Origin of the sequence: Agrobacterium sp. AGB01 (assembly GCF_014851585.1) — a bacterium.
Classification (GTDB): domain Bacteria; phylum Pseudomonadota; class Alphaproteobacteria; order Rhizobiales; family Rhizobiaceae; genus Agrobacterium.
The window spans coordinates 20,580-42,139 of the sequence record NZ_JACVAB010000004.1; the positions used below are offsets into that span (position 1 = coordinate 20,580).

Here is a 21,560-nt window from a genome sequence, read left to right on the forward strand (position 1 = left end):
GGTGAACATCGCGGTTTTTTCCGGTTTCTCGCGATGGCAACGGAACGGGAGATGAGCGCCCCACCTGTTCGCACTCGATAATATACAAAGTGGCCGACCTTGCAAGGCCGTGCCGGAAGGCACAGGACATCAATCTTCAGCATAGACTCTGAAGGTGCTGATGGGTTTGGAAATGTTCTTTACCCGTTGAAAACCTGCATCCTCAAACTTTAGCTTTCGGTGCTTTCTGACATGATCTCTCACTGATCGTGAAACGCATATTCCCCCAGGTTCCGAAATGCTTTCCAACCGCGCCGCTATGTTCACAGTGTCGCCAAAAATATCACCATTGTCGATAATCACGTCGCCAACGTTCATTCCGATTCTGAACCGAAGTCGATCATTTTCTGATCTGTCGATGTTCTGCATTCCCAAATGCTTCTGAATTTCAATAGCGCAATCGATTGCTGACAGGGCACTCGAAAAAGCGGCTACGATGCTGTCTCCGGCCGTCGTGATAATGACGCCACTGTGGTCCTCAATGATCGCATCAATGCCGTGTCTGGCAGATTTGAGCCGATTGAGTGTGTCTGCTTCGTCAATTTCCATCATCCTGCTATAACCGACCAAGTCCGCAGCCATGACCGCCATCAGGCGTCGATCGGCGTGCCCCAGAAGCTCATCTCTCGTCTTCTCGGCCGCTTTTGCGCGCGTGACCGTCGCGCGCACGACAAGAATACTCAAGCCCCCTGCGAGAATTGCAAATATAACGAGCAGGGTTTGCATTCGCCTCTTTCCAAGAGCGACCGCTTCCAGCCGCGTAGCTAACTGCGCGACACCATCTTCTTTCATTTGGTGGATGACAGCCCGTATGCCATCCATCAGGATTTTACCCTGACCGGTCCTCATGAGTGCAATCGATGCTGGCTCATCCAAGCGACGAAGCTCGACGCTCTGCTGGAGCTCAGATTTCTTCTGCGCAACGAGACTTCGAAGCGCTGCGATATTTGATGTCTGCACAGGGGTGCTATCTACCTCTGCGAGTTTGTCGATGATGTTGTCCAACGACGCCATAGCGACGTTGTAAGGATTTAAATAGAGTTCATCACCCGTAAGAAGATACCCTCGTTGCCCGATCTCAGCGTCTTGAATGGATGACATCAGATCAGCGACACCGTTCTGGTATGCAACGGTTGCTCGGAAAGCCTGATCTGCCTCCGAGTCTTCTGACGCTATCCACACCGATAGGAATATTGCGACGCCAAGAACAAGCCCAACGACTGTGGCAGTGATAGGCATCGCTCCGCTTGCAAGCTTCCCAGAAATCCTTGAATCAATGACAGAAGCGCGACGCATGTATGTGATCCTGCTGCGGAGAGGTTCGTCGGGACGTCAGGTACTACCGTAATATCTGACTAATTCAGAAACGCATGGTTCTGAACTTCGTTCACACGGTCCCCATAGCTCGAATTGATTAGTTTTATTAGAGTTCCGCATATGCGAATGCGCTAACATTGCTGAGAGACTTTTGAGGGACCTATTTTCAGTATGTGTAAAACTTCGGCCACTTGCGTGGTCGAGGTTTTTTTCGATTAAGGCGTCTCATGGACGAAGACGCTCACACTTTAAGATCAAGGAAGGCCAACCCCGAGCCTCCCCATGTCCAGCTAACAGTGACGTTAGGTCAAGGCGAAGTGGGCTAGCGATCGGCACCTTCATAGTGAGTGTGGTAAGACCGCCCAATCATATTTCCGCTTTGCTAATAAGGTGTTGGGATCTAGGCTGACGCCACCCATAGTTCGCTGTTGGCGTCGGGCGGCAAATCGTATCGCCTCGAACTGGATTCTGACTCGGCTGGATGTCTGAACATGCAAACCACGACGCTGCTTCAAGTGCCCCCGGATCAGGGGATCGAAATGATCAGAGCGCGAGCGATAGAACGTTCGTTGCCCTACAAGGAAACATCGGATGGGCTCAAATTGGAACTGCCCTGGGGGCAGTTATTAGCGATCCCAGAGAGAAAAGGTCTGCGCCTTACGCTGAATGCAAGCGATTCGATGAAGCTTCACCTGTTGCAGGAAGCTGTCGATCACCGGCTGGATGAAATGTTGGCTGCACCGGACAGACGTTGGTCTCAGGTCGATGTGGGTCAAGCACCGCCTAGCTTGACGTTCGCGAAAGTTGTTTCCTGTGAACGACTATCCCCATCGTACTATCGTGTCCGCCTGTCTGGTCCAGAACTGGATCGGTTCTCTCGCGACGGTTTGCATTTTCGATTGCTTTTCCCACCTGACGGTAACAAAGGTGAATGGCCATACATATCCGAGACAGGACGTACGGACTGGCCTGGAGGCATCGCAGCATGGCATCGGCCAGTCTACACGACCCGAAGATTGGAGCCGGAAACGGCAGCGCTGGAATTTGATGTCTTCACACATAGTGGTGGGCGGGTGACCCAATGGTGTGAAACATTGAATGTCGGCATGGACGTTGCATTGATGGGGCCTGGCGGTGAGTGGTTGCCGACTGCAAACTGGATTGCACTCTTCGGCGACGAGACTGCGTTACCCGCCATTGCCCGTATTCTGGAAAATCTCTCAACTGACGTCATGGCAACGGCCTCAGTTCTCATCCCAGATCGCCGTGATGCTCAGCCCCTACCTGAACGAGATTCCATTTCGGTGCGCTGGATAGTTCGTGGCGGAGGTGTATCCCTGATTGACGCTTTGTGAGAACTCGACATCCCCGATAAAGACCGCTTCGTGTGGTTCGCGAGCGAACGATCAGAGGTAAACGAGGCTAGAGAAATCCTCCTCGCTCGTGGGCTCCAGAAAGCAGAAATACGGGCAGCATCGTACTGGAGTCGGTGATATGCAATCCAATCTGACTGCACATGATGCTGATATGCAACGTAAGCGATAAGTTAGCTATTTAATCACGAAAGATGATTGAGGGTGTCTATATTGCCAACCAAGCTCGCGCTTAGGTTGGTTTACAATCTCTCACCGTAGTATTGTAGAAATACTACGGTGAGACAAACTTACTTTCTGGGAAAGCGAGCGCTCATAACGGCCTGCTGCTAACTGGAGACTTTTCACAAACAGCACCGGACACTCCAGATAGAACGCGTTTAGAAATATCAGCAGGGCTTGCAGCTTGGCCTCATGCGCCAGGAAGGCTGCTGTGGTAACGATAACCGACAGTGGAAACGTCAGAAGCACAAACCATCTTGGGAACCGGTGTGCAGGTTTGTCGATATCCATCACACTGCCAATTTCGACGCCTAGTTCGCAAAAATGTAATAGGCCTTGTTGTTGCTTAAGGACAAGATCAGGTATCCGCGATTTTGACGCCCAATGAAATTGCCTGGCTCACTAATGCTCCTGTGTAGGTCAGCAGCAAGGGCATCTGGTATGTGCAAGACAATATCCCGACGAGACAAGTATTCATTTAGCGAACCGTATTCAGTGCCATCACAACGTGACACGAGTGTTCCAGGAGTTTTCGTCCAATCAAGATAACTTCGCGGATTGTCTCGAGGCCGAGGGCGGGATTTCACGCACTTTAGCGATGTCAGAAATGGTATTTCTCCTTTTCTGACCTGTTCCACGCTGGTTTGCGAGAGATTGAATTCAGCGAATACGGCAACGAAGTCACCAGGACCACCGATCCCAGTATAGTCTGACGTCGCAAAGCCAGGCTCCTCAACTTCGATCCCGCAGGGAATGTTACGGCGAAATGCGTCGGAGTTATCAGGTGATTGTGTACATGCGGCGCATAACAGGGCCAAGCTGACCATCAGAAATACAACCATTCGTTTCATGCGGATTTGTTTAGTCTGCCTGGTGTTCTCACACAACATTGTTGAACGAGAATTTCGCATAGGATTTAGTGCGGCGGTAAAGTCTCAAACGCGCAGAAAAAGCTGAGAAACCGGAGACGATCGACTGTCGTGGACATCTGCATAGCCGGCCAAGTTAAAATGCAAGTCTGCTACTGAGGGCGAAAGCGTGCGGATCATATGACGCGAGATATCCAGACTCCCTCCCAGCTTACAGCAACCGTGACGTGAGATAGCCATGGGCGACGATAGTCATAGGAGCAAATTGACCAAGCTAGACAAGCTCAGAACATGGTCTGCAATTGCTGGAATGACGGCATTTGGGCCGGTCTTCATAACATATGTAATCGTCATTATGTTTCGAGGTGAACTGTCTGGCCGGCTCTCCACTCTGAACTCTGCGGACCATTCAATCCTGTTTTACGCGGTCATTTGCATATTTCTCTTGGGAAGCCTCAAGCTTACACAAATCAGCGTATTGTTTGCTGTCCGAGAACATCTAAACCCTATTAGGTGCAGCGCTACGCAGACGACGAAGCCATTGGTGAAGTATGTCCTGAGCGGTAGTCAGTAATATCCATCTCCGCCTTTGTCAGCGGTCATTCGCAATCTGTATTCAAAGTATCGTCAACGGATAGCCCCGTCAGGCTTTCCTATCAGATTGGCGATAGACGAAGTCCCTGAGCGAAACAGCCGACAATCGTTATGTGAACGAAGCGGCAAAACCGTGCATGACTTTTGAGAGCCAAAGTACGCCTGCCCCACACGGTGACGATGCAGTACGAGTGCTCGGTACCTTCAGGCGCGATTTTTCTTGTCTGATGCTATGACTATCCCGTAAGTCAATGTCCTATGACCAATCATCATTTTTGCCGGGATATTTGCATCGACCGCGGTGAGCCGCTGCCTGGTTCAGGGGTGGCTGCAAACCGATATGCACTGTTACATTGGCCCCGCCGTCACTGGCGGGTTCCCAGAACACAGTCGGCTGAAATGCCAGTCGATCTATCTGATGCAATTGTCAAAGCAAATGAGGCCGGGGTGCATGTTGCCCTGGTTGACGGCGATGATATCGCGTTGTCGGTCGATGGAAAGGTGTTACCTGTCGCATCTCACGAACTGGCAGCAGAACACCTCCTACACATCGCATCCAGTGGCACATTGGATGGTAAACCTGACACGCGCATAACCATACTCTGTTGCACGGATAGCAAGCAGGATCCCTGTTGCGCAAAATACGGGTTTTCCACCTGGAAAGCACTGAAAGAGAAAGCTGATCCAACCAAGTTTCGGGTACTGCAATCGACCCATTTGGGCGGCTGTCGTTTCGCAGCTACCCTGATTGTCCTGCCCGCGCGGCAGAGATATGGCCGGCTCGAGCCTCAAGCTGTGCCTGCTTTTTTGGAGGCTCTGTCCAACGGAACTCCATTTTTTCCGGCCTACCGCGGCAATCCAATGCTTGATGAGGCAAGACAGGTGGCAGAGCATGCTGCGTTTACCTATGCTGACGGTGATGGTGTCAGGGAGGTGGCGCTGCAGGAAAGTCCAGAACGTTCAAGAGACCCGGAAAAGAACGCTGAATTCATAGCTGTCATGTCTTCACGCCGCCTACGCATTCGATTGGCGCGCCATTCATTTGAAGTGAATACCCGGTGCGACACTATCACGAGGGGATCAAGTCAAGCAGCTGACCGCTGGCAGGTTGTAGCGGTCGAACCTATCGATTGATACGGGTCTTAGCGAGACTGCGCCGCCTCTTTGAGGTCAGCTTGCCGCAGCACTTCACGCTCACCGACATGCGAAAAAAGCAAGGTCGCAGAGCCTATTAGGCCGTTCATCGTTTCTCCATAGCGGCTGCGGTTAAGGTATAGGAACTGGCGATTGCGGACCGCAAAAAGATTTCGCCATTGGGCAGTTGAGCGAAATGCCATGGTCTCCGCTTCTTCACTCAACATCTCTTCATAAGTGTCGATAATCACATCGCTGTCAAAATCTGAAATTCGTTCCAGACTGTAGGGAATGTCAGGGGAGCTGTTTGCATAAGCGGGGACGTGACCGAGCCCGAAGTCCGAAATCACCTCCTCCATGCCACCGCGACCGATGAGGCGAAAACCATCGCGATAAATTTCCATTGGCGTGACAGTGATGGTGGCGGGATCGCGGACACGGTTTTTGAACGCGTTGACAATGCCCTGATACTCCATGTTCAACTCTTTGAAGCGTGCCTGCTTGCCAACGATATCTGCCAATTGTCCAGCATATTCGACTATGTTCTTTTCGCGCACCGGCAGGAGAACCACGGGTGCAATCGACGACAGCTTTTCGCGAAGTGCTGCGTGATAGGACAGGCCAACGATCAGGTCAGGTTTGAGGGACGCGATGGTCTCAATATCAGGCGCTTGATGGGTACCAATATAGTGGATAGCGGACGCATCGAAACGTTGCGACGCACCACGAAAAATCGTTCCTTTAAACAGTCGCTTGCGGCCCGAAGAGCCACAGGGCGTAATGCCGAGCTCCAGCAATTGCGTGGTCAGGCTGAAGTCATGCAAAGACACCACACAGCGGGGTGAAACAGGAATTTCCGTCTTTCCGAACTGGTTCGTGAATGTCCTTGTCGCTTCACTTGCGTCAGCGGTCACACCACTCACAAAGCACAATAACGTTACAAATAGTGCTCGCATTCTCATGAGATATGTCCTCTGCGCGAAAGCAGGAAAAGCAGATAGGGTGCACTGATTACGGCAACGACCAGACCGGCTGGTATCTGGAGGGGTGCAAAGAGCGTCCGACCGACCGTGTCGCCAATCAGTACGATGCTAGCACCGACAAGGGCAGTTAACGGCAACAGAAACCGGTGGCGATCCCCGACAAGCAGTCTGGATGCGTGTGGTGCGATCAGCCCGATGAAACTCATAGTGCCGACATTGGCCACGGCGGACGCTGTCAGCATCACACTCAGCAGCAATCCGACCAACTGGAACCTGCCGATATCCAGTCCGCGGCTGCCTGCAACGGCCTCTCCAAGCTGGTAAAGATCGAAATGACGATAAAGTAGAAGAATGGGTATCCCTGAAATAGTCAGCCAGAAAAGCTGGCCGCGGACATTTGCCCACCCCGCATGGTGAAGACTACCCGCCAACCACAACAAAGCAGATTCAACCTGGTCGATGCGACCATATGTTATCATCGTGTCGGAAACCGCACTCAAAATTGCGGTTATGCCGACACCAACCAGTATCAGGCGTAGCGGGTTAACCCCTTTGTTCCAGGATAGGACTGCTACTAAAAGTGCCACCAAGACACCGCCTACGAAGGCCGCGAGAGGGTAGAATTCTTCCGTGAGGTCCGACCGCCACACAATCATCGCCAGAAGCACTGTTGTCCCTGCTCCGGCTTCAACGCCGACGAGGCCTGGTGCAGCAAGTGAATTGCGGGTCAGAACCTGAAGTGTAACACCCGAAAGCGCCATTGCCATACCGGACAAAATAGCCTGCATAATCCGAGGAAGGCGAATGTCGTAGATGATCGTATGAAGGATATCTTTGTCATCACTTGAACTGAAGCTTGTCACGACATCACTTACTGTCATCGGATAACTTCCGAAAGTGACGGATAAGAATGCAAACAACAGCATGAAGATGCAAATGAAAACGACAATCTTTCGTGCCCTTTTATCTCTAGATGTCGTGTCTGAGCCGACCGAGGCTGGAATCATTTCAGCCTCCCAAGGACAAGGGCGATAAACACTGGTGCGCCAACCAAAGCGGCAACAATTCCGGTGTTTAGTTCGAGCGGCCGTACGACAACGCGAGCGACCACATCGCCGATCACCACCATCAAAGCGCCTAATAGAGGGGCCGCTACGATCAGGTAGCGATGATTGTTACCAAACAACATCCGCCCGACATGGGGCGCCACTAGGCCGACGAAACCAATTGGTCCGGCAATTGCCACGGTTGACGCGGAGAGAAGCACAGATGCCAAAAGCATAGATATTCGAAAACGCCCAATGTTCAGCCCCAGCAATGAGGCCTTGTGTGACCCGAGGCGATAAAGGTTGAGACCGGGAATGTTAAATACTGCTATGCCACTAGCAACAATGAGCAGCGGCAGGGTGTGCCATCTTGCTTCGCCGCTTTCAAACGCCAACGAACCGACAAGCCAACGTCTGAGAGAATCAAGCCCTTGCTGATCCATCAGAAGAATGCTTGAGGTCAGAGCGCTGAACAGCGCACTGATGACGACACCGGACAGGATGAGCCGTGCGCGATGTTGTTCTACTCCTGCATTGAGAAGAACAAACGATGCCGCCACAATAGCGCCAGAAAATGCCAAAAGAGGGATCATCGCCAGCGTCATATCAGGCACGACCAACAATCCGCCAACCACGAAAAATGCAGCACCACTGTTGATGCCAAGCAATCCCGGATCTGCAAGTGGGTTTTCCGTCAGGGCTTGCAGCAGCACGCCCGCTAAACCCAGTGCACCGCCAACAATCAGCGCACTGAAAAGGCGCGGCATGCGCATATCAAGGACAATGTTATGGAGTGGATTAGTATAATCAGGAGACAATACTGCATCCCACACGACACCCCAATCAAGCACACGTGCCCCGAATGCCAGATGCACCAATGCAGCGACGCCAAGAGCAATAGCGAGTGCGATAAACGGTATTAAACGAATGGCGGATAACATGTCAGCCGCCTAAGTCTCGAGAGATGAAGGAATGCAGATCACTCCGCCGGTTACAGTGTCCTCCAACATTCTGGAGCGTACGCCAAACACATTCTCGATGTTGTGGTCTGTAAAAACGCGAAGTGTCGCACCTTCTGCGACAATCTCGCCATCCCGCATCATCACGAGCTCCTCTGCATACTGCGCCGCCTGATTGAGATCATGAAGAATAGCAACCACGGTCCTGCCTGCGTCACGTAACATGGCCAGGAGATCAAGAAGGCTCAATTGATTGGCTACATCCAGATAGGTGGTCGGTTCATCAAGCAGAATGATGGGGGCATCCTGTGCCAAAGTCATCGCAATCCAGGCACGTTGCAGTTGGCCGCCCGAAAGGGCAGAGAGCGGCCTATCCAGTAACGCCTCTACTTCGCAAAGTGAGGCAGCCCGCCTGACCGCTTCCTCATCCTTGTTCGACCATTTGCCCAGCCAAGTTCGCCAGGGAAAACGCCCTTGTACCAACAGCTCACGAACGCTTATGCCCGTTGGGGTATGTGTGCGTTGAGGAAGGAAAGAAACCAGGCGGGCAAACTCCCGCTTTGGATAGGACGACACTGATTTTGAGTCGAGAAAGATGCTGCCTTTTTTTGGAAGCACATTTCCAGCAATCGCGCCAAGGAGTGTTGATTTGCCTGAACCATTCGGACCTATCAGGGCAGTGAACCTATGTTCCTTGACGGTTAGATTGATACCGCGCAGAGCATGAGTGTCACCGTGGTACACATTTAGATCACTTATCGAAAACATGTATGTCTATCCACGCGCCGACGTCGTTACGACGAGACCAAAGATTCAATCTGATTTGGCAACCTGTAACACCGGCCCCCAAATGGCATGCAATGCTAAAAGTGTGTTGAGACACTTTAGCGTTTTTCCAGAAGTGCATCACATGTTAGTGACGCCCATCTTTGTTGACCGCGAGTGTCATGTTTGTGTGGCAACGTCAAGGTTTGGGGGGCCAATGCGCCAGCGTTTCAAAAAATTCACCACCAAAAGCCTTCTTTGCAGCTCTGCATTGGCCTGCTTACTTTCGGCGGAAAGTGTTGCCATCGCTCAGGATACTCAGAGCGCAACAGTCCTCCAATCAATTGTCGTGACTGTTAAAACGGACGCTACTGCGCCAATCGATGGCTATGTGGCTCAAACAAGCAATAGCGGCACCAAAACAGACACGCCGATCCTCCAAACACCGCAGTCATTGTCGGTCGTATCAGCAACGGAAATTAAGGATCGCGATGCGCGAACTCTTGCCGATGTCCTTGCTTACACCCCGAGCTTTACTGCACAGCCACGTTCATTTTCCCGCGTCGCGGACCGCTTCCGTATCCGGGGTTTTGATGTGGAACCCGGTACAGGTGGCTTGTTGCGTGACGGAATGCGACTGCAAAACAATTCCTATGACGGAACTCAGGAACCTTTCGGATTGGAGCGCGTGGACATTGTGCGCGGCGCGTCCTCTGTTCTCTACGGCCAGCTTTCGCCCGGCGGTTTTGTCAATGGCGTCAGCAAACGCCCGACGGATGAACCGCTTCGTGAAATCGGCATTGAAGGTGGACTGCACAAACGCAAACAGGTTACGGCTGATTTCAGCGACGCCCTGACCGATACCCTGTCCTATCGCCTCACTGTCATGGGTCGCAATAGTGATACGCAGGTGAACCACAGCAATGACGATCGTTTCTACATTGCGCCCGCCTTGGAATGGAGCCCTGATGACGATACGACGCTGTCGGTCCTCGGTTTCTACCAACGAAGCAGCACGCGGTTTCCCGCATCAATCCCGTACCAAATTATTGACGGTATAGGATCTGGTCCCTTTTTCCTGAAACGGGGCACATTTATTGGCGAACCCGGTTACGACCGAATGGTGAGCGACATGAGTGCTCTTGGCTATGAGTTCACGCATCGGTTTGACAATGATGTGAAGTTCTCATCGAAATCGCGCTATTATGAATCGGACCTTGATTGGCGTTATCTAATGGCCCAGACCGGCACTGCGGCGGTGAACAATGCCGCCGCCACCGGTATTTTGGCGCGTCAATATAGCGATCGTTATGATCAAGCCAAGGGTTTTACCCACGACATGAATGTTGCGTTTGACCTGGATACAGGTCCGCTGTCACATTCCTTCGTCGTGGGATATGACTTTTATGACACATCCTATGACTCTGACAATTTCCGTGCAGCGGTTGGGTCGATTGATCTGAACAATCCGGTCTACGGAACACCCATTGTGGTGAATAAAAACCCTGCCCTAAATCGTGGCGGTAAAACCACGACCACGCAGCACGGAATTTATGTTCAGGACAATATCAATTTCTACGAACGCTGGAATGTGCTGTGGGGCTTGCGCCACGACTGCGCCGACCAGGAATTTAGGATTCATAGAACCGGGCAGACGATTACCCGCGATACGCAGGAAACGACGTGGCGTGCGGGACTGGTGTATGAGGCGGCCAATGGGCTGGCACCTTACATCAGCTATGCGCAATCGTTCTTCCCAGTATCCATTGGCGCTTTCACCAACGATATAAACTTCGACCCCACCACAGGCGAACAGATTGAGGCCGGAATACGCTACCAGCCGCCCGGAACCAACATGCTGTTCAGTGCAGCCGTCTATCAGTTGACGCAGGATAATGTTGTCTCAGCCAATCTTGCCGGTGACCTCACCCAGATTGGTCAGCAACGTGCACGGGGCCTGGAACTGGAAGCGAAAGCTGACCTCACGGATTATCTCACTGTGGTTGGATCATACGCTTATACGGACGCAAGAATTACCAAGAGTGAAGTGGCAGAAGAAATTGGTCGACGCAGCGAAAACACGCCTTATCACCAAGCCGCTTTGTGGATGACCTACGATCTTGCGCAACTGGGCGTCGAAGGCTTGAGCGTTGGAGGCGGTGTGCGTTACAAGGGAACAACCCGTGCTTCAGGTATCGATCATGGGATACCCGCCAATGTGGTTGTCGATGCTCTAGTCCGCTACGATGTCAACGAGAACGTGACACTGTCGGTCAACGCCACCAACCTGTTTGGAAAAGATTACGTCAATTGCGAGTTTTCCTCCTGCCAATATGGCGATGACAGGGAAGTTATGGCGTCCGTCCGAATCCGTTGGTAGTGGCAGCTCGGCCTACGAAGACTGAACAACCAGTGACAGCTTTAAAGCGGCCCTGCCCTCACGCAGGGCCGCTTTGAAATTTTGCCAGAATCGACAGGCCACGCGATAATTCATCGATCGAGGGACCGCCAAGACAAAGCCGTATCCCCGTCGACTTATCTTGGCGGTCTGCGCGCATTGCATCTGGTGGCGTGACTATAACGCCCATCATTTCTGCTGACGACACGAACGCCTCCGCCTGCGCATGGGGCATCGGAATCCACGCATGGAACGCCGCGGGATTGGTGACGATTTTCCTGTCAGAAAGCAGCGAAACCGCAAGGTGTGCTCTGCGGCTGGCTTCTGCCTGAAGCGATGTTCGTGTGGCTTCGACAACCCCGCTGGTGAACCACTCTTCAAGTAAGGAGTAATCCAGAGGCGAAGCCGCCAGTGGAATGATCTGCAGAGCTTCTTCAGCTGAAGTAATCCATTTTTCGGGAAGAACCAGAACCCCTAATCGAAGACCTGACGTCAGTGTTTTTGAAAGACTGGTAACGTGAAACACATTATCGGGTGCCAGTGCCACGAGAGGTGGGTAGTCAGTGCTGGAGCCGAGCGTATAGACCCCGTCCTCTACAATCTGCACGTCACGTTGACGGCAAATCCCGATGATTTCTTGCCGACGGCCGAGGCTCATCGATGCAGTGGTCGGATTATGGAGAGAAGGCGTGAGATAAACCAGCCTTCGCCTCCGCTGATTGTTTGGATCGTCTAGAACCCGTGCCAGATCGTGCGGCACCATACCCTCTTCATCAATCTCCACACCGGCAATTGGATGACCTCTGTGGCGCGCGAGTGCTATCGCCCCGGGATAACTCAGTCGCTCGGTGATGATCAGCCCCCCTCCCCCGCACAGTGTGTCGAACGCCAGCCAGAGTGCCTGCTGGCCGCTTCCGGTCAGGATGATGCGGTTGGGCTCAACAAATATTCCCAGGCTCTCAAGCCATTTCCCAAAGATCCTGCGGTGAGCATCATGGCCTGCAAGTGGCGGTCTCAAGTGGACATGTTGAGCATCTATCTTGCGAGACACAGTTGAGAGAGTACGTGCCAACAGACGATCACTTAGCATTGGCGGAATGGCATTGACGGAGAAGTCGATGGTCGCGCGATTTTCCGATTGGAACGATGCAACAAAGGTTCCTCTTCCTTTGATACTGCGTGCAAGGCCCCGCCGTTCCAGCACCGCGTAAGCTTTTGTCACTGTGCCGACACCCAGTCCGAGCGTCCAGGCAAGCTCGCGATGGGGTGGAAGCCTGTCGCCGCCTGCCAAAAGCCCCGACAAAATGTCGTCGGAGAGTGCTTCCAACAAACGGGTCGAAGGATTGCCCTCACCGTCTGTTAGGCGGGCCTTCCATGGAGATTTGAGGCGCATCAGGTTCTCGATTTGTCCAAGACATGGTTGTCGGATGTCACTGATTAAGACCCACTCGTCAACATTCAGTTGAAGGGAACCAAACCTGTCTTCGTAGAACGCTGTTACATCTATGGAGCGAACATAGCGTATTGTAGCATAAAATTGAAGATCGACATCGATATCGGCAGCGCCTAAATCTCGCTCCTATTTATCTGGTCTCTAAAGCCCGCGTCGCGTTGCATCTCCTTCGTTTGAATTTCACAAGCCATTTCCAGGACATGCTTCACGTCGTGCTTCGGTATACATGCCAGACCATCAGCCCCGAACACGATCAGATCACCAACGTTTATTTGCACGCTGTGAATCGAAACCGGTGCGCCAATTTCCAAGGTCTGCAACCGACCTTTGCTGCGGAGTGGTGAAGTACCTCTGCACAGCACAGGTAAGGGTCCGGCAGCCAGAGCTTCGCTGTCACGGGTTGCACCATTGAGCACAACACCTTTCAGGCCATTGATCTGGGCTCGCAGAGAATGGCCTTCGCCCCATGTCACGACATCTCCCGCGTTACCGGCGTCGATCACCAGGACGTCACCGGGACTGGCCAATGTTAATGCAGCCTCTCCTTGACGGACTATTCCTGTTTCTCCGGGTTTCAACAGGGTTTGCTTCAAGGTGAAGGCCCGCCCAAAGACGGTGCCTCCTTTTCCGCCGAGTAAGCGATAGCCACCTGCGGCATTCTGTGGCAAGCCGAGTTCGTCCATTGCATCGCTGATCTGGCCGACGCCGACCCCCAGGGTAATCGCCTGTTCGATAAGATCAGTCATTTGGGGACCTTCGGGGCCGTTGCAGCGACCGACGCCTTGCCTGAAACCTTTTCAAACCATGCTGCAAGATTGGGACGTCCCTCTCGCCAGTTGGCTGCCTCAAGTAGGCGAACATCAAACCAGCCAAGTGCGCTGATCAATGACACTTCGCCAATCGTCAGGCGGTCTGTTGCCAGTCGAGTGGCATCCTTTTCTGCTGCATCAAGACCATTCGTGACCTTGAGCAGTTGCAAACGCTTCCAGTCCGCCCACTGTTTGTCTTCAGGTCGCAATCCTTCGATGCGTGCCGATTGCCCGGCCTCGAGAAGACCGTCGCCCAACGCATTGCGTTGAAGTGCAGTCCATTTCGCCGCGTCGGCCGGGAAGAAGATCGGCGCCCCGTCGAATGCATCGAGATATTCCGCGATCACCGTTGAACCGTAAAGGACGGTGCCATCCTCAACAGTCAATGCAGGAATTTTGCCAAGCGGATTGATCGCGATAGCAAGTTCCAGCGGCTGTAATGGATTGACGGGCGCAGGAACGAGCTCCAGTCTTTCGACCAGGCCTTTTTCATGTGCTACGATCATTACCTTGCGAACGAATGGCGAAAGCCCACCATGTAAAAGCTTCATGACTATCGTCTCCTTTCTCAACCCTGGAACCGTGGTTCAGGCAACCCTTTGACGCCAACGTCGATACGGAACAGACCGCCGGCATCCGGTTCGGCTGCCTTCTGTTCGTCGCTCAACCCTTGCCATGCTGTCGTGACGTAGAGAACGTCTCGGTTTGGTCCCGCAAAACCGGCGCAGGTTATGTTGGTGACCGGCATTTCTATAATTCGATCAACTGTGCCATTCGGGGCATAGCGCACAACACGTTTGCCGGCGAATTCGCAGTTCCAGATGTAACCTTCGGCGTCGACGGTTGAGCCGTCCGGGCGGCCAGGATTGGCGGTAAGATCGGCAAAAACCCGACGGTTTGAGATTACGCCCTCATCAATATCAAAGTCGAATGACCACATCATACGCTTGGGCGTATCTGCGAAGTACATGGTTTTGTCATCGGGGCTGAAGCAAACACCATTGGGAATGTTGATGCCGTCAAAAAATTTGCGCGCTGAAAGATCGGTGCCGATCCGCCAAAAGTTTCCGTCATCCTGTCGAACCTTGTCATTCATGCTGCCGAGCCAAAAACGTCCACGGCGGTCGCATCGACCGTCATTCAAGCGATTATCCGGCAAGTCTTCTTCCGGATGGAACAGCTTTTTGCGCTCGCTGACACCGGGATCAAAGGCATAAATGCCGTCATCCTGCGCGAGGATCATTCCTCCGTTTTCACGCAAGGCATAACTGCCCAGAGCCCGTCCGCCCGTCAGGAAAACCTTGTGTTCACCTGTTGCCGGATTGAAGGATTGTACACGCGGACGACGCACATCCATCCACCAGAGGAGGTTGCTACGGTCGCACCAAACGGGAACTTCGCCCACCTGGTCGCCCGACTTAACGACGCATTCGATCTGAACCATTGTCTATAGTCTCCTGTTATTCGAAAGTTTGGCCGGCCCAGCGCAATCAGCACCAAACCGGACCGCCTAGGCGGATTGTCCTCCAAGGCAAATATATTTGATTTCGAGATAGTCATCGGCTCCGTACCTAGAGCCCTCTCTGCCCAGACCAGATTGTTTTACCCCGCCAAAAGGGGCCACCTCGGTCGATATCAGACCGGTGTTCACACCGACAATGCCCACCTCAAGTGCCTCGGCCACCTTGAAAATACGGGCCATGTCCTTCGCATAAAAATAGCCGGACAAACCAAATTCGCTGGAATTTGCCAACTCGATTACTTCGTCGACGTCATCAAAACGAAAGATTGGTGCAAGTGGTCCGAAGGTCTCTTCCGTGGCGACCTTCATGGAGGCGCAAGCACCAATGATGACGGTTGGCTCAACGAAATGAGTTCCGCCATCGGGAGATCCGCCGGTCAGAAGAACAGCGCCCTGTTTAATGGCGTCTTCAATGTGGTCCTGGACTTTTGCCACGCTGGAACGATTGATCAGCGGGCCGATCACAGTGTCAGGCTCAAAACCGTCGCCAACCTTGAGGTTGCGTACCCTCGTTACAAATTTTGCCACGAAGGCATCATGAATGCTGGACTGCACATAGATGCGGTTTGCGCAGACACATGTCTGTCCGGCGTTCCGGAATTTGGCGAGAATTGCACCTTCTACTGCCGAATCGAGATCGGCATCATCGAACACGATGAATGGCGCATTACCGCCGAGTTCCAATCCCAGTTTTTTGATTTGTTCGGCACCCTGGCGCATCAAGATACGCCCGACTTCGGTTGAGCCGGTGAAGGTAATTTTTGAAACGTCGGGATTCGATGTCACCTCCCGGCCGAACTCAGCGCCGCTACGGGCCGTGATCACCGAAAACAACCCATCGGGAATACCTGCACGGTCGGCAAGCACGGCAAGTGCCAAAGTCGAGAGCGGCGTTTCGGCTGCGGGTTTTGCCACCATTGCGCAACCAACCGCCAAAGCTGGCGCAACCTTGCGGGCAATCATTGCATTGGGAAAATTCCATGGTGTGATCGCTGCAACCACTCCGATTGCTTGCTTCAGAACCAGAATGCGTGCGTTTTCGACATGTGCAGGGATAACATCGCCATAAATGCGTTTCGCTTCTTCCGCGAACCACTCAAGATATGCCGCACCATAGAGAATTTCCCCGCGCGCCTCGGTGAACGGCTTTCCTTGCTCGGCGGTCAGGATGGTGGCCAGATCATCGGCATTATCGATCCAGAGGCGGTGCCAGCGCATAAGATGCGCGGCCCGGTCTTTGCCAGTTTTTTTCACCCAAGAAAGTTGTGCTTTCTTAGCGTCAGCAATTGCCTTGCGAGCATCCCCAGCGGAAAGTGCTGGCAAAGATGCCAGGATAACACCTGTCGATGGATTGTGGACGTCGAAACGCTGGCCATCGGTGGCATTGTAGACCCACCGCGTGCCAACTTTTGCAGCCTCAACCACGAGGGTTTTGTCATGCAGGCGCGCAAGCAAGCTATCATGAACAACCATTACAGCTACCCTTCTTCTAAAATCGACAAATGCTGATCAGGCTTCTTCGGTGAAAACTTCTTCACGTTTTTTGCGGAACTGTGGGACGACCACAGACAACAGCAGAAGCAAGGCGATCAGGAGCATGGTTGCGGAGATTGGCCGGGTGAAGAATGTCGTTGCGTCGCCCTTGGCCAACAACATTGCTCGCTTGAGATTGGATTCCAGCATCGGTCCAAGGATGAAACCAAGCAGCAGTGGTGCCGGTTCGCATCTCATGCGCATGAAGAGATAGCCCAGCAAGCCAAACACCGCGGCGACGGTGATTTCAAAGGTTTGGTTTTGGATGCTGTAAAGTCCAATCACGCAGAACATCAGAATTGCCGGGTAGAGATAACGGTAAGGCACAGAAATCAGCTTCACCCAAATTCCAACCAGCGGCAGGTTAAGGAGGACAAGCATCACGTTACCGACGAACATCGAGGTGACGAGACCCCAGAACAGCACCGGCTGCTGCGTGATAACCTGCGGGCCAGGCGCGATATTATGGATCATCATCGCCCCCATCATCAGGGCCATGGTGCCGTTTGAGGGAATGCCCAAGGTCAGCATCGGGATGAACGAGGTTTGGGCAGCGGCGTTGTTGGCAGCTTCCGGACCTGCGACACCTTCAACCGCACCGTTACCGAAGCGCTCGGGATGGCGCGACACTCTTTTTTCCAGAGTATAGGCGGAGAAAGATGCAAGGGCTGCACCGCCACCGGGCAGAATGCCAAGGATCGAACCGAGAATAGTTCCACGCGTCGCCGCAGGCGTCGCGTCCTTGAAATCCTGTCGTGTTGGCCACAGATGAGTGATCTTATGGATAACCGTTTTGTTGCTCGTCTTGTCGCTGACATGCGCAATGATGTCGGCAAATGCGAACAAACCCATGGCAATCGAGACAAACTCGATACCCGTCGACAATTCAATGGAACCGAACGTGAAACGATAGGCACCGCTATTATTGTCGATACCGACGCTGCCGAGAATAAGTCCGACGAGTACCATGCCTATGGCCTTTAAAAGCGAGCCACTGGCAAGAATGACAGCAGCAACCAGGCCGACAACCATCAGCGAAAAATATTCAGCCGGACCAAAGGACAAAGCCACGCTGGCAAGCAGCGGCGAGAACCCTGCAACAAAAAATGTGGAGATAGTGCCGGCAAAAACCGATGCCAGCGCCGCGATTGAAAGGGCTGCACCCGCACGACCGGAATTGGCCATTTTGTGACCGTCAATTGCGGTCACAACTGAAGAAGCTTCACCCGGTAAGTTTACAAGGATTGCAGTGGTGGACCCACCATATTGCGCGCCATAATAGATGCCAGCAAGCATGATCAACGCCGAAACGGGATCGAGCGCATAGGTCAAAGGCAGAAGCATCGAGATGGTCGCCAGTGGACCGAGGCCCGGTAATACTCCGATGGCGGTACCTACAATGACACCGATCAGACAATAGGCGAGGTTTGCTGGCTGGAGAGATGTCTCGAAGCCAGTCACAAGATGTGAAAAAAGTTCCATGATTTCAATTCCAGAACAGTGGAATACGAAGGTCGAGACCAACGATGAAGATAAGCCACGCCATCAGCGTAAGCACGACAGCGGACAGCAACGTTGACCACAAATTACCTTGGCGAGCAGCAAGTGAGGCAACCAGCACCAGGACGGCGATCGACACAAACACGCCAGCAGTCAACAACAGCAGTCCTGACGCTATAATGGCGACAGTAATGAAGAATGCCGACCGCCACTCAAAAGGTTCGGCAACCTCTTGGCTCGTCCGAATGGAATTGATGATGACCGCGGCGCCAACGATGGCCAGAAGGCTCCCCAATCCGAGGGGGAAGAAGCCTGGGCCCATCTGTGATGCGCGGCCAAGCGGATATTGAAGCGACTGCCAGGCAACGAACAGACCGAACACTGCAAATAATATTCCGGCCTGCCCGTCCGGCGTTTTGTAAAATTTTTCCTTCATGGTTTCCTCCCTTCCTCCCGTTCCAGCTCTGAGGGCTGGACCTTAGTTTCCTCATTCTGCGGCGGCGGTACGTTTCGCAGACGGGATCAATGGTCTCAGTAGCGCCGAGACGTCTTCTTTCGTCTCAAGGTCCTTCAATGCTTCGAAGGCGCTCTGTGCAATTGTGCCGTCGACACCGCAGCTTGACGCGCAATCAAGGAACTTGTCGTTCAGATCGTTCCAAGTGAGCGGGCGTTTTGGGTGACCCGGAGAGACATCAACACGGCGGGTGATTGTACGCCCGTCATGCAACTCCGCTTCGACGATCACAAAACCCCGTGTGCCAGCACTCTTCTTGTTGTAATCGGGATCCTCCACCCCGCAGGCCTCATCCTCTATGACCTCGATCTTGTTGTACAAAGCCCAGATCTCAGGACGCTTGACTGCGGTATCCTCAAAAGATGCGATCGTAAGGCGGCGATCGACCATTGCCACGGCAAGGCCATATGGCATGCTGAACTTGCCTTCGAGGCCAGTTTTAGGGCGATTGAAACGCAAGGGCAGAAGTGCACCCGGGACAACGCGGCAGGTTAGTTTTTTCAACTGGTCCAGAAGGGGGCCGACCTCTTTTTCGATCTCCGCTACACCATCAATCGCACGATGGGTTGCATAGCATGTCGGAAATTTTTTGAGCGCAATACCAGGTGACACAATGGTCCATGGCTTGCCCAGAAGTGGCAGTACTTTGCTCGCATCGCTTTCCTCCGTGCCGTATGCGGCGAGATAACCGCCTTTGTCTTCAAGCGCTGTGAGCGAGGCAGTAAAACCGGAGCGAACCAAATCAACGGCGATCACCGCAGACTGCGCGGCCCATCCGGAATGCAGCGGCTTTGTCATCGTTCCAAAATTTGCCTGGATACCGCTTGCCGTTGATGCAGCAAGACTGAACGCCATCTGCGTCTGCGCAACCGAAAGATCAAAGCGTCGCGCCAGCGCAGCTACGGCACAAAACAGGGCTATCGTCCCGGTCGTGTGATATCCACGTTGATAATGGCGTATGCCGACGCCCTGCGATAGTTTCGCCCCAACTTCAAGGCCGACAATATAAGCATCGATGAACGCTTTGCCCGAGACAGGCTCATCATAACATTGAGCAAAAAGCGCTGGCATAATGACAGCGGCCGGATGCCCTGGCATCATTGACAGAACATCATCGAAATCCAACGCAGCCCCGAATGTTCCGCCAACGAGCGCGGCGGCAGGTGCTGACGCATATGCGTCAGTCCCGATAAGAGGAACACTGCCCGCTCCCATGCGCGACACATAACTCAACATAGCAGGGGCGACATCACTGCCTGCACCGGACATAATAACCGCAACCGTGTCGGCGATTACTCGTTTTGCCAATTCCGCAGCATCGACGCCTGCCTCTGAGCTATCCGCGTTCTTTACAAACTCGGCGAGGCCGAGAGACAATTCAACACTCATGGGATTTCCTTTTGGAAAACTCTGGGATGGTCGCGGCATCGCCACGACCGTCGTTGGTCACTGTGTAATTTTGGCTTCTTTGATGACCCCACTCCATTTCTCGGCATCGGCATCCACCAACGCCTTGAAATCCGAGGGCGTGCTGCCGACGATTGTTGTCGCCGACTGTGCCCATTTGTCGATCAGGGCCTTGTCTTTGAGCGCGACATTGATTTCAGCGCTTAACTTGTCGACGACAGACGATGGCGTGCCAGTCGGCGTAAAAATACCCCACCACAACCGGACATCTACATCCGGATAACTCTCGGCAAGTGTCGGCACATCAGGCAGCACCGCATCACGTTTCGTGTCGGTCACTGCAAGGGCATTGCTTTTTCCATCCTTGACGCTTGGGAGCATATTCACAACGTTGGAAAACCCGACATTGACATTACCCGAGACCAAATCGAGGCTGGCTTGCGCGATACCGTCATAGGGTACATGCACCAGCTTTATACCTGCCGCAGACTGGAAAAGCTCTGCTGCGAGGTGCGCAGCACTGCCCTGACCAACAGATGCGTAGGTGATGGATTCTGGATCTTTTTTTGCCTTTTCCACCAGCTCGGCGATTGTCTTGATACCTGTGGATGGATGCGCTGTGATCAGCATTGGCGTGAAACCGAGCTGCGTGACAGGTTCAAAAGATTTCAGCGTGTCGAACGGCAGGTCGGGACGCAGTGCCCGGTTCATCACATGAGTGGCGACGCTGCCAACGAGGATTGTGTAGCCGTCCGGCTTCGCATTCGCCACGAATTGTGTCGCAACAACTCCGTTGGCACCCGGCTTATTCTCGACAAGAACCGGCTGCCCCCATGCCTTGGAAAGATTCTCGCTGACAGAGCGCGCAAGAAGGTCAGGCGGCCCAGCCGGTGGGAAGGGAACGACAATCGTGATTGGACGGTCGGGATAAGTGTCGGCGGCCAGCGCAGTTGCGGAAAGCGTCATAATGCCCGCGGCAAATGTTAACGCAGCCATCCCGCATGAATAGCGCAGAAGTTCTCTTCTAGATGTCATGATGTTCCTCCTCCATGTGATCGGCTCCACTCCGATGTGTAGTTTGTGTCATTATTTGGGAAAAACATCAAGTATGAAATATTGCGAT

General features: G+C 53.1%; 17 protein-coding genes and 1 pseudogene. 3 read left to right on the forward strand and 15 right to left on the reverse strand.

Going from position 1 to position 21,560, the window contains the following annotated elements:
* Window positions 1-129 precede the first annotated feature (129 nt).
* Window positions 130-1,335 carry a CHASE3 domain-containing protein gene (locus tag IB237_RS14930; protein ID WP_192489488.1) on the reverse strand — a complete coding sequence of 402 codons (1,206 nt, stop codon included), beginning with the start codon at window positions 1,333-1,335 and terminating at the stop codon, window positions 130-132.
* A gap of 749 nt (window positions 1,336-2,084) precedes the next feature.
* Here IB237_RS14930 and IB237_RS14935 point away from each other — a divergent pair.
* Window positions 2,085-2,849, forward strand: a pseudogene (locus IB237_RS14935) (siderophore-interacting protein).
* Between the two features lie 132 nt (window positions 2,850-2,981).
* On the opposite strand, the gene IB237_RS14940 reads toward IB237_RS14935, so the two are convergent.
* Complete coding sequence (locus tag IB237_RS14940; protein WP_192489489.1) at window positions 2,982-3,242, reverse strand: hypothetical protein; 261 nt, start codon at window positions 3,240-3,242, stop codon at window positions 2,982-2,984.
* A gap of 1,430 nt (window positions 3,243-4,672) precedes the next feature.
* Between IB237_RS14940 and IB237_RS14945 the strand changes: the two genes are divergently transcribed.
* Window positions 4,673-5,548 (forward strand): sucrase ferredoxin, encoded by an 876-nt coding sequence (locus tag IB237_RS14945; RefSeq protein ID WP_192489490.1) that lies wholly within the window; start codon window positions 4,673-4,675, stop codon window positions 5,546-5,548.
* Between the two features lie 8 nt (window positions 5,549-5,556).
* Here IB237_RS14945 and IB237_RS14950 read toward each other — a convergent pair whose 3' ends face one another.
* From IB237_RS14950 to IB237_RS14965, 4 genes are read right to left on the reverse strand one after another with little or no spacing between them, the layout of a single operon-like run.
* Entirely contained in the window at window positions 5,557-6,510 is a 954-nt protein-coding gene (locus IB237_RS14950) for an ABC transporter substrate-binding protein (RefSeq protein WP_192489491.1), read from the reverse strand.
* Window positions 6,507-7,538: an iron ABC transporter permease gene (locus tag IB237_RS14955; RefSeq protein WP_192489492.1), complete on the reverse strand. Its 1,032-nt coding sequence runs from the start codon at window positions 7,536-7,538 to the stop codon at window positions 6,507-6,509. Before IB237_RS14955 ends, IB237_RS14950 begins: the two co-directional genes overlap by 4 nt.
* Window positions 7,535-8,518, reverse strand: a complete 984-nt coding sequence (locus IB237_RS14960; protein ID WP_192489493.1) for an iron ABC transporter permease — start codon at window positions 8,516-8,518, stop codon at window positions 7,535-7,537. Before IB237_RS14960 ends, IB237_RS14955 begins: the two co-directional genes overlap by 4 nt.
* Before the next feature lie 9 nt (window positions 8,519-8,527).
* Complete coding sequence (locus tag IB237_RS14965) at window positions 8,528-9,304, reverse strand: ABC transporter ATP-binding protein (RefSeq protein ID WP_192489494.1); 777 nt, start codon at window positions 9,302-9,304, stop codon at window positions 8,528-8,530.
* Here IB237_RS14965 and IB237_RS14970 point away from each other — a divergent pair.
* A complete protein-coding gene (locus tag IB237_RS14970) occupies window positions 9,303-11,681 on the forward strand; it encodes a TonB-dependent siderophore receptor (RefSeq protein WP_246787971.1) in 2,379 nt (792 codons plus the stop codon). The two genes, IB237_RS14965 and IB237_RS14970, sit on opposite strands and share 2 nt — an antisense overlap.
* A gap of 58 nt (window positions 11,682-11,739) precedes the next feature.
* On the opposite strand, the gene IB237_RS14975 is transcribed toward IB237_RS14970, so the two are convergent.
* The 9 genes from IB237_RS14975 to IB237_RS15015 all read right to left on the reverse strand — a co-directional run bounded on the left by IB237_RS14975 (window position 11,740) and on the right by IB237_RS15015 (window position 21,472).
* On the reverse strand, window positions 11,740-13,092 hold the full coding sequence (locus tag IB237_RS14975) for a PLP-dependent aminotransferase family protein (protein WP_192489495.1): 1,353 nt from the start codon (window positions 13,090-13,092) through the stop codon (window positions 11,740-11,742).
* A gap of 173 nt (window positions 13,093-13,265) precedes the next feature.
* A complete protein-coding gene (locus IB237_RS14980; RefSeq protein WP_192489496.1) occupies window positions 13,266-13,898 on the reverse strand; it encodes an RraA family protein in 633 nt (210 codons plus the stop codon).
* Entirely contained in the window at window positions 13,895-14,512 is a 618-nt protein-coding gene (locus IB237_RS14985) for a glutathione S-transferase N-terminal domain-containing protein (protein WP_192489497.1), read from the reverse strand. Before IB237_RS14985 ends, IB237_RS14980 begins: the two co-directional genes overlap by 4 nt.
* Before the next feature lie 17 nt (window positions 14,513-14,529).
* On the reverse strand, window positions 14,530-15,405 hold the full coding sequence (locus tag IB237_RS14990) for an SMP-30/gluconolactonase/LRE family protein (RefSeq protein WP_192489498.1): 876 nt from the start codon (window positions 15,403-15,405) through the stop codon (window positions 14,530-14,532).
* A gap of 66 nt (window positions 15,406-15,471) precedes the next feature.
* The gene (locus IB237_RS14995; RefSeq protein ID WP_192489499.1) at window positions 15,472-16,956 is read right to left on the reverse strand and encodes an NAD-dependent succinate-semialdehyde dehydrogenase; all 1,485 of its coding nucleotides are present in this window, start codon (window positions 16,954-16,956) and stop codon (window positions 15,472-15,474) included.
* Window positions 16,957-16,992: 36 nt separating this feature from the next.
* Window positions 16,993-18,498 carry a tripartite tricarboxylate transporter permease gene (locus IB237_RS15000; protein ID WP_192489500.1) on the reverse strand — a complete coding sequence of 502 codons (1,506 nt, stop codon included), beginning with the start codon at window positions 18,496-18,498 and terminating at the stop codon, window positions 16,993-16,995.
* 4 nt (window positions 18,499-18,502) lie between these two features.
* Window positions 18,503-18,952, reverse strand: a complete 450-nt coding sequence (locus IB237_RS15005; RefSeq protein ID WP_192489501.1) for a tripartite tricarboxylate transporter TctB family protein — start codon at window positions 18,950-18,952, stop codon at window positions 18,503-18,505.
* A 51-nt stretch (window positions 18,953-19,003) separates the two neighbouring features.
* Entirely contained in the window at window positions 19,004-20,419 is a 1,416-nt protein-coding gene (locus IB237_RS15010) for an MmgE/PrpD family protein (protein ID WP_192489502.1), read from the reverse strand.
* Between the two features lie 57 nt (window positions 20,420-20,476).
* Window positions 20,477-21,472 carry a tripartite tricarboxylate transporter substrate binding protein gene (locus IB237_RS15015; RefSeq protein ID WP_192489503.1) on the reverse strand — a complete coding sequence of 332 codons (996 nt, stop codon included), beginning with the start codon at window positions 21,470-21,472 and terminating at the stop codon, window positions 20,477-20,479.
* Window positions 21,473-21,560: the final 88 nt, after the last annotated feature.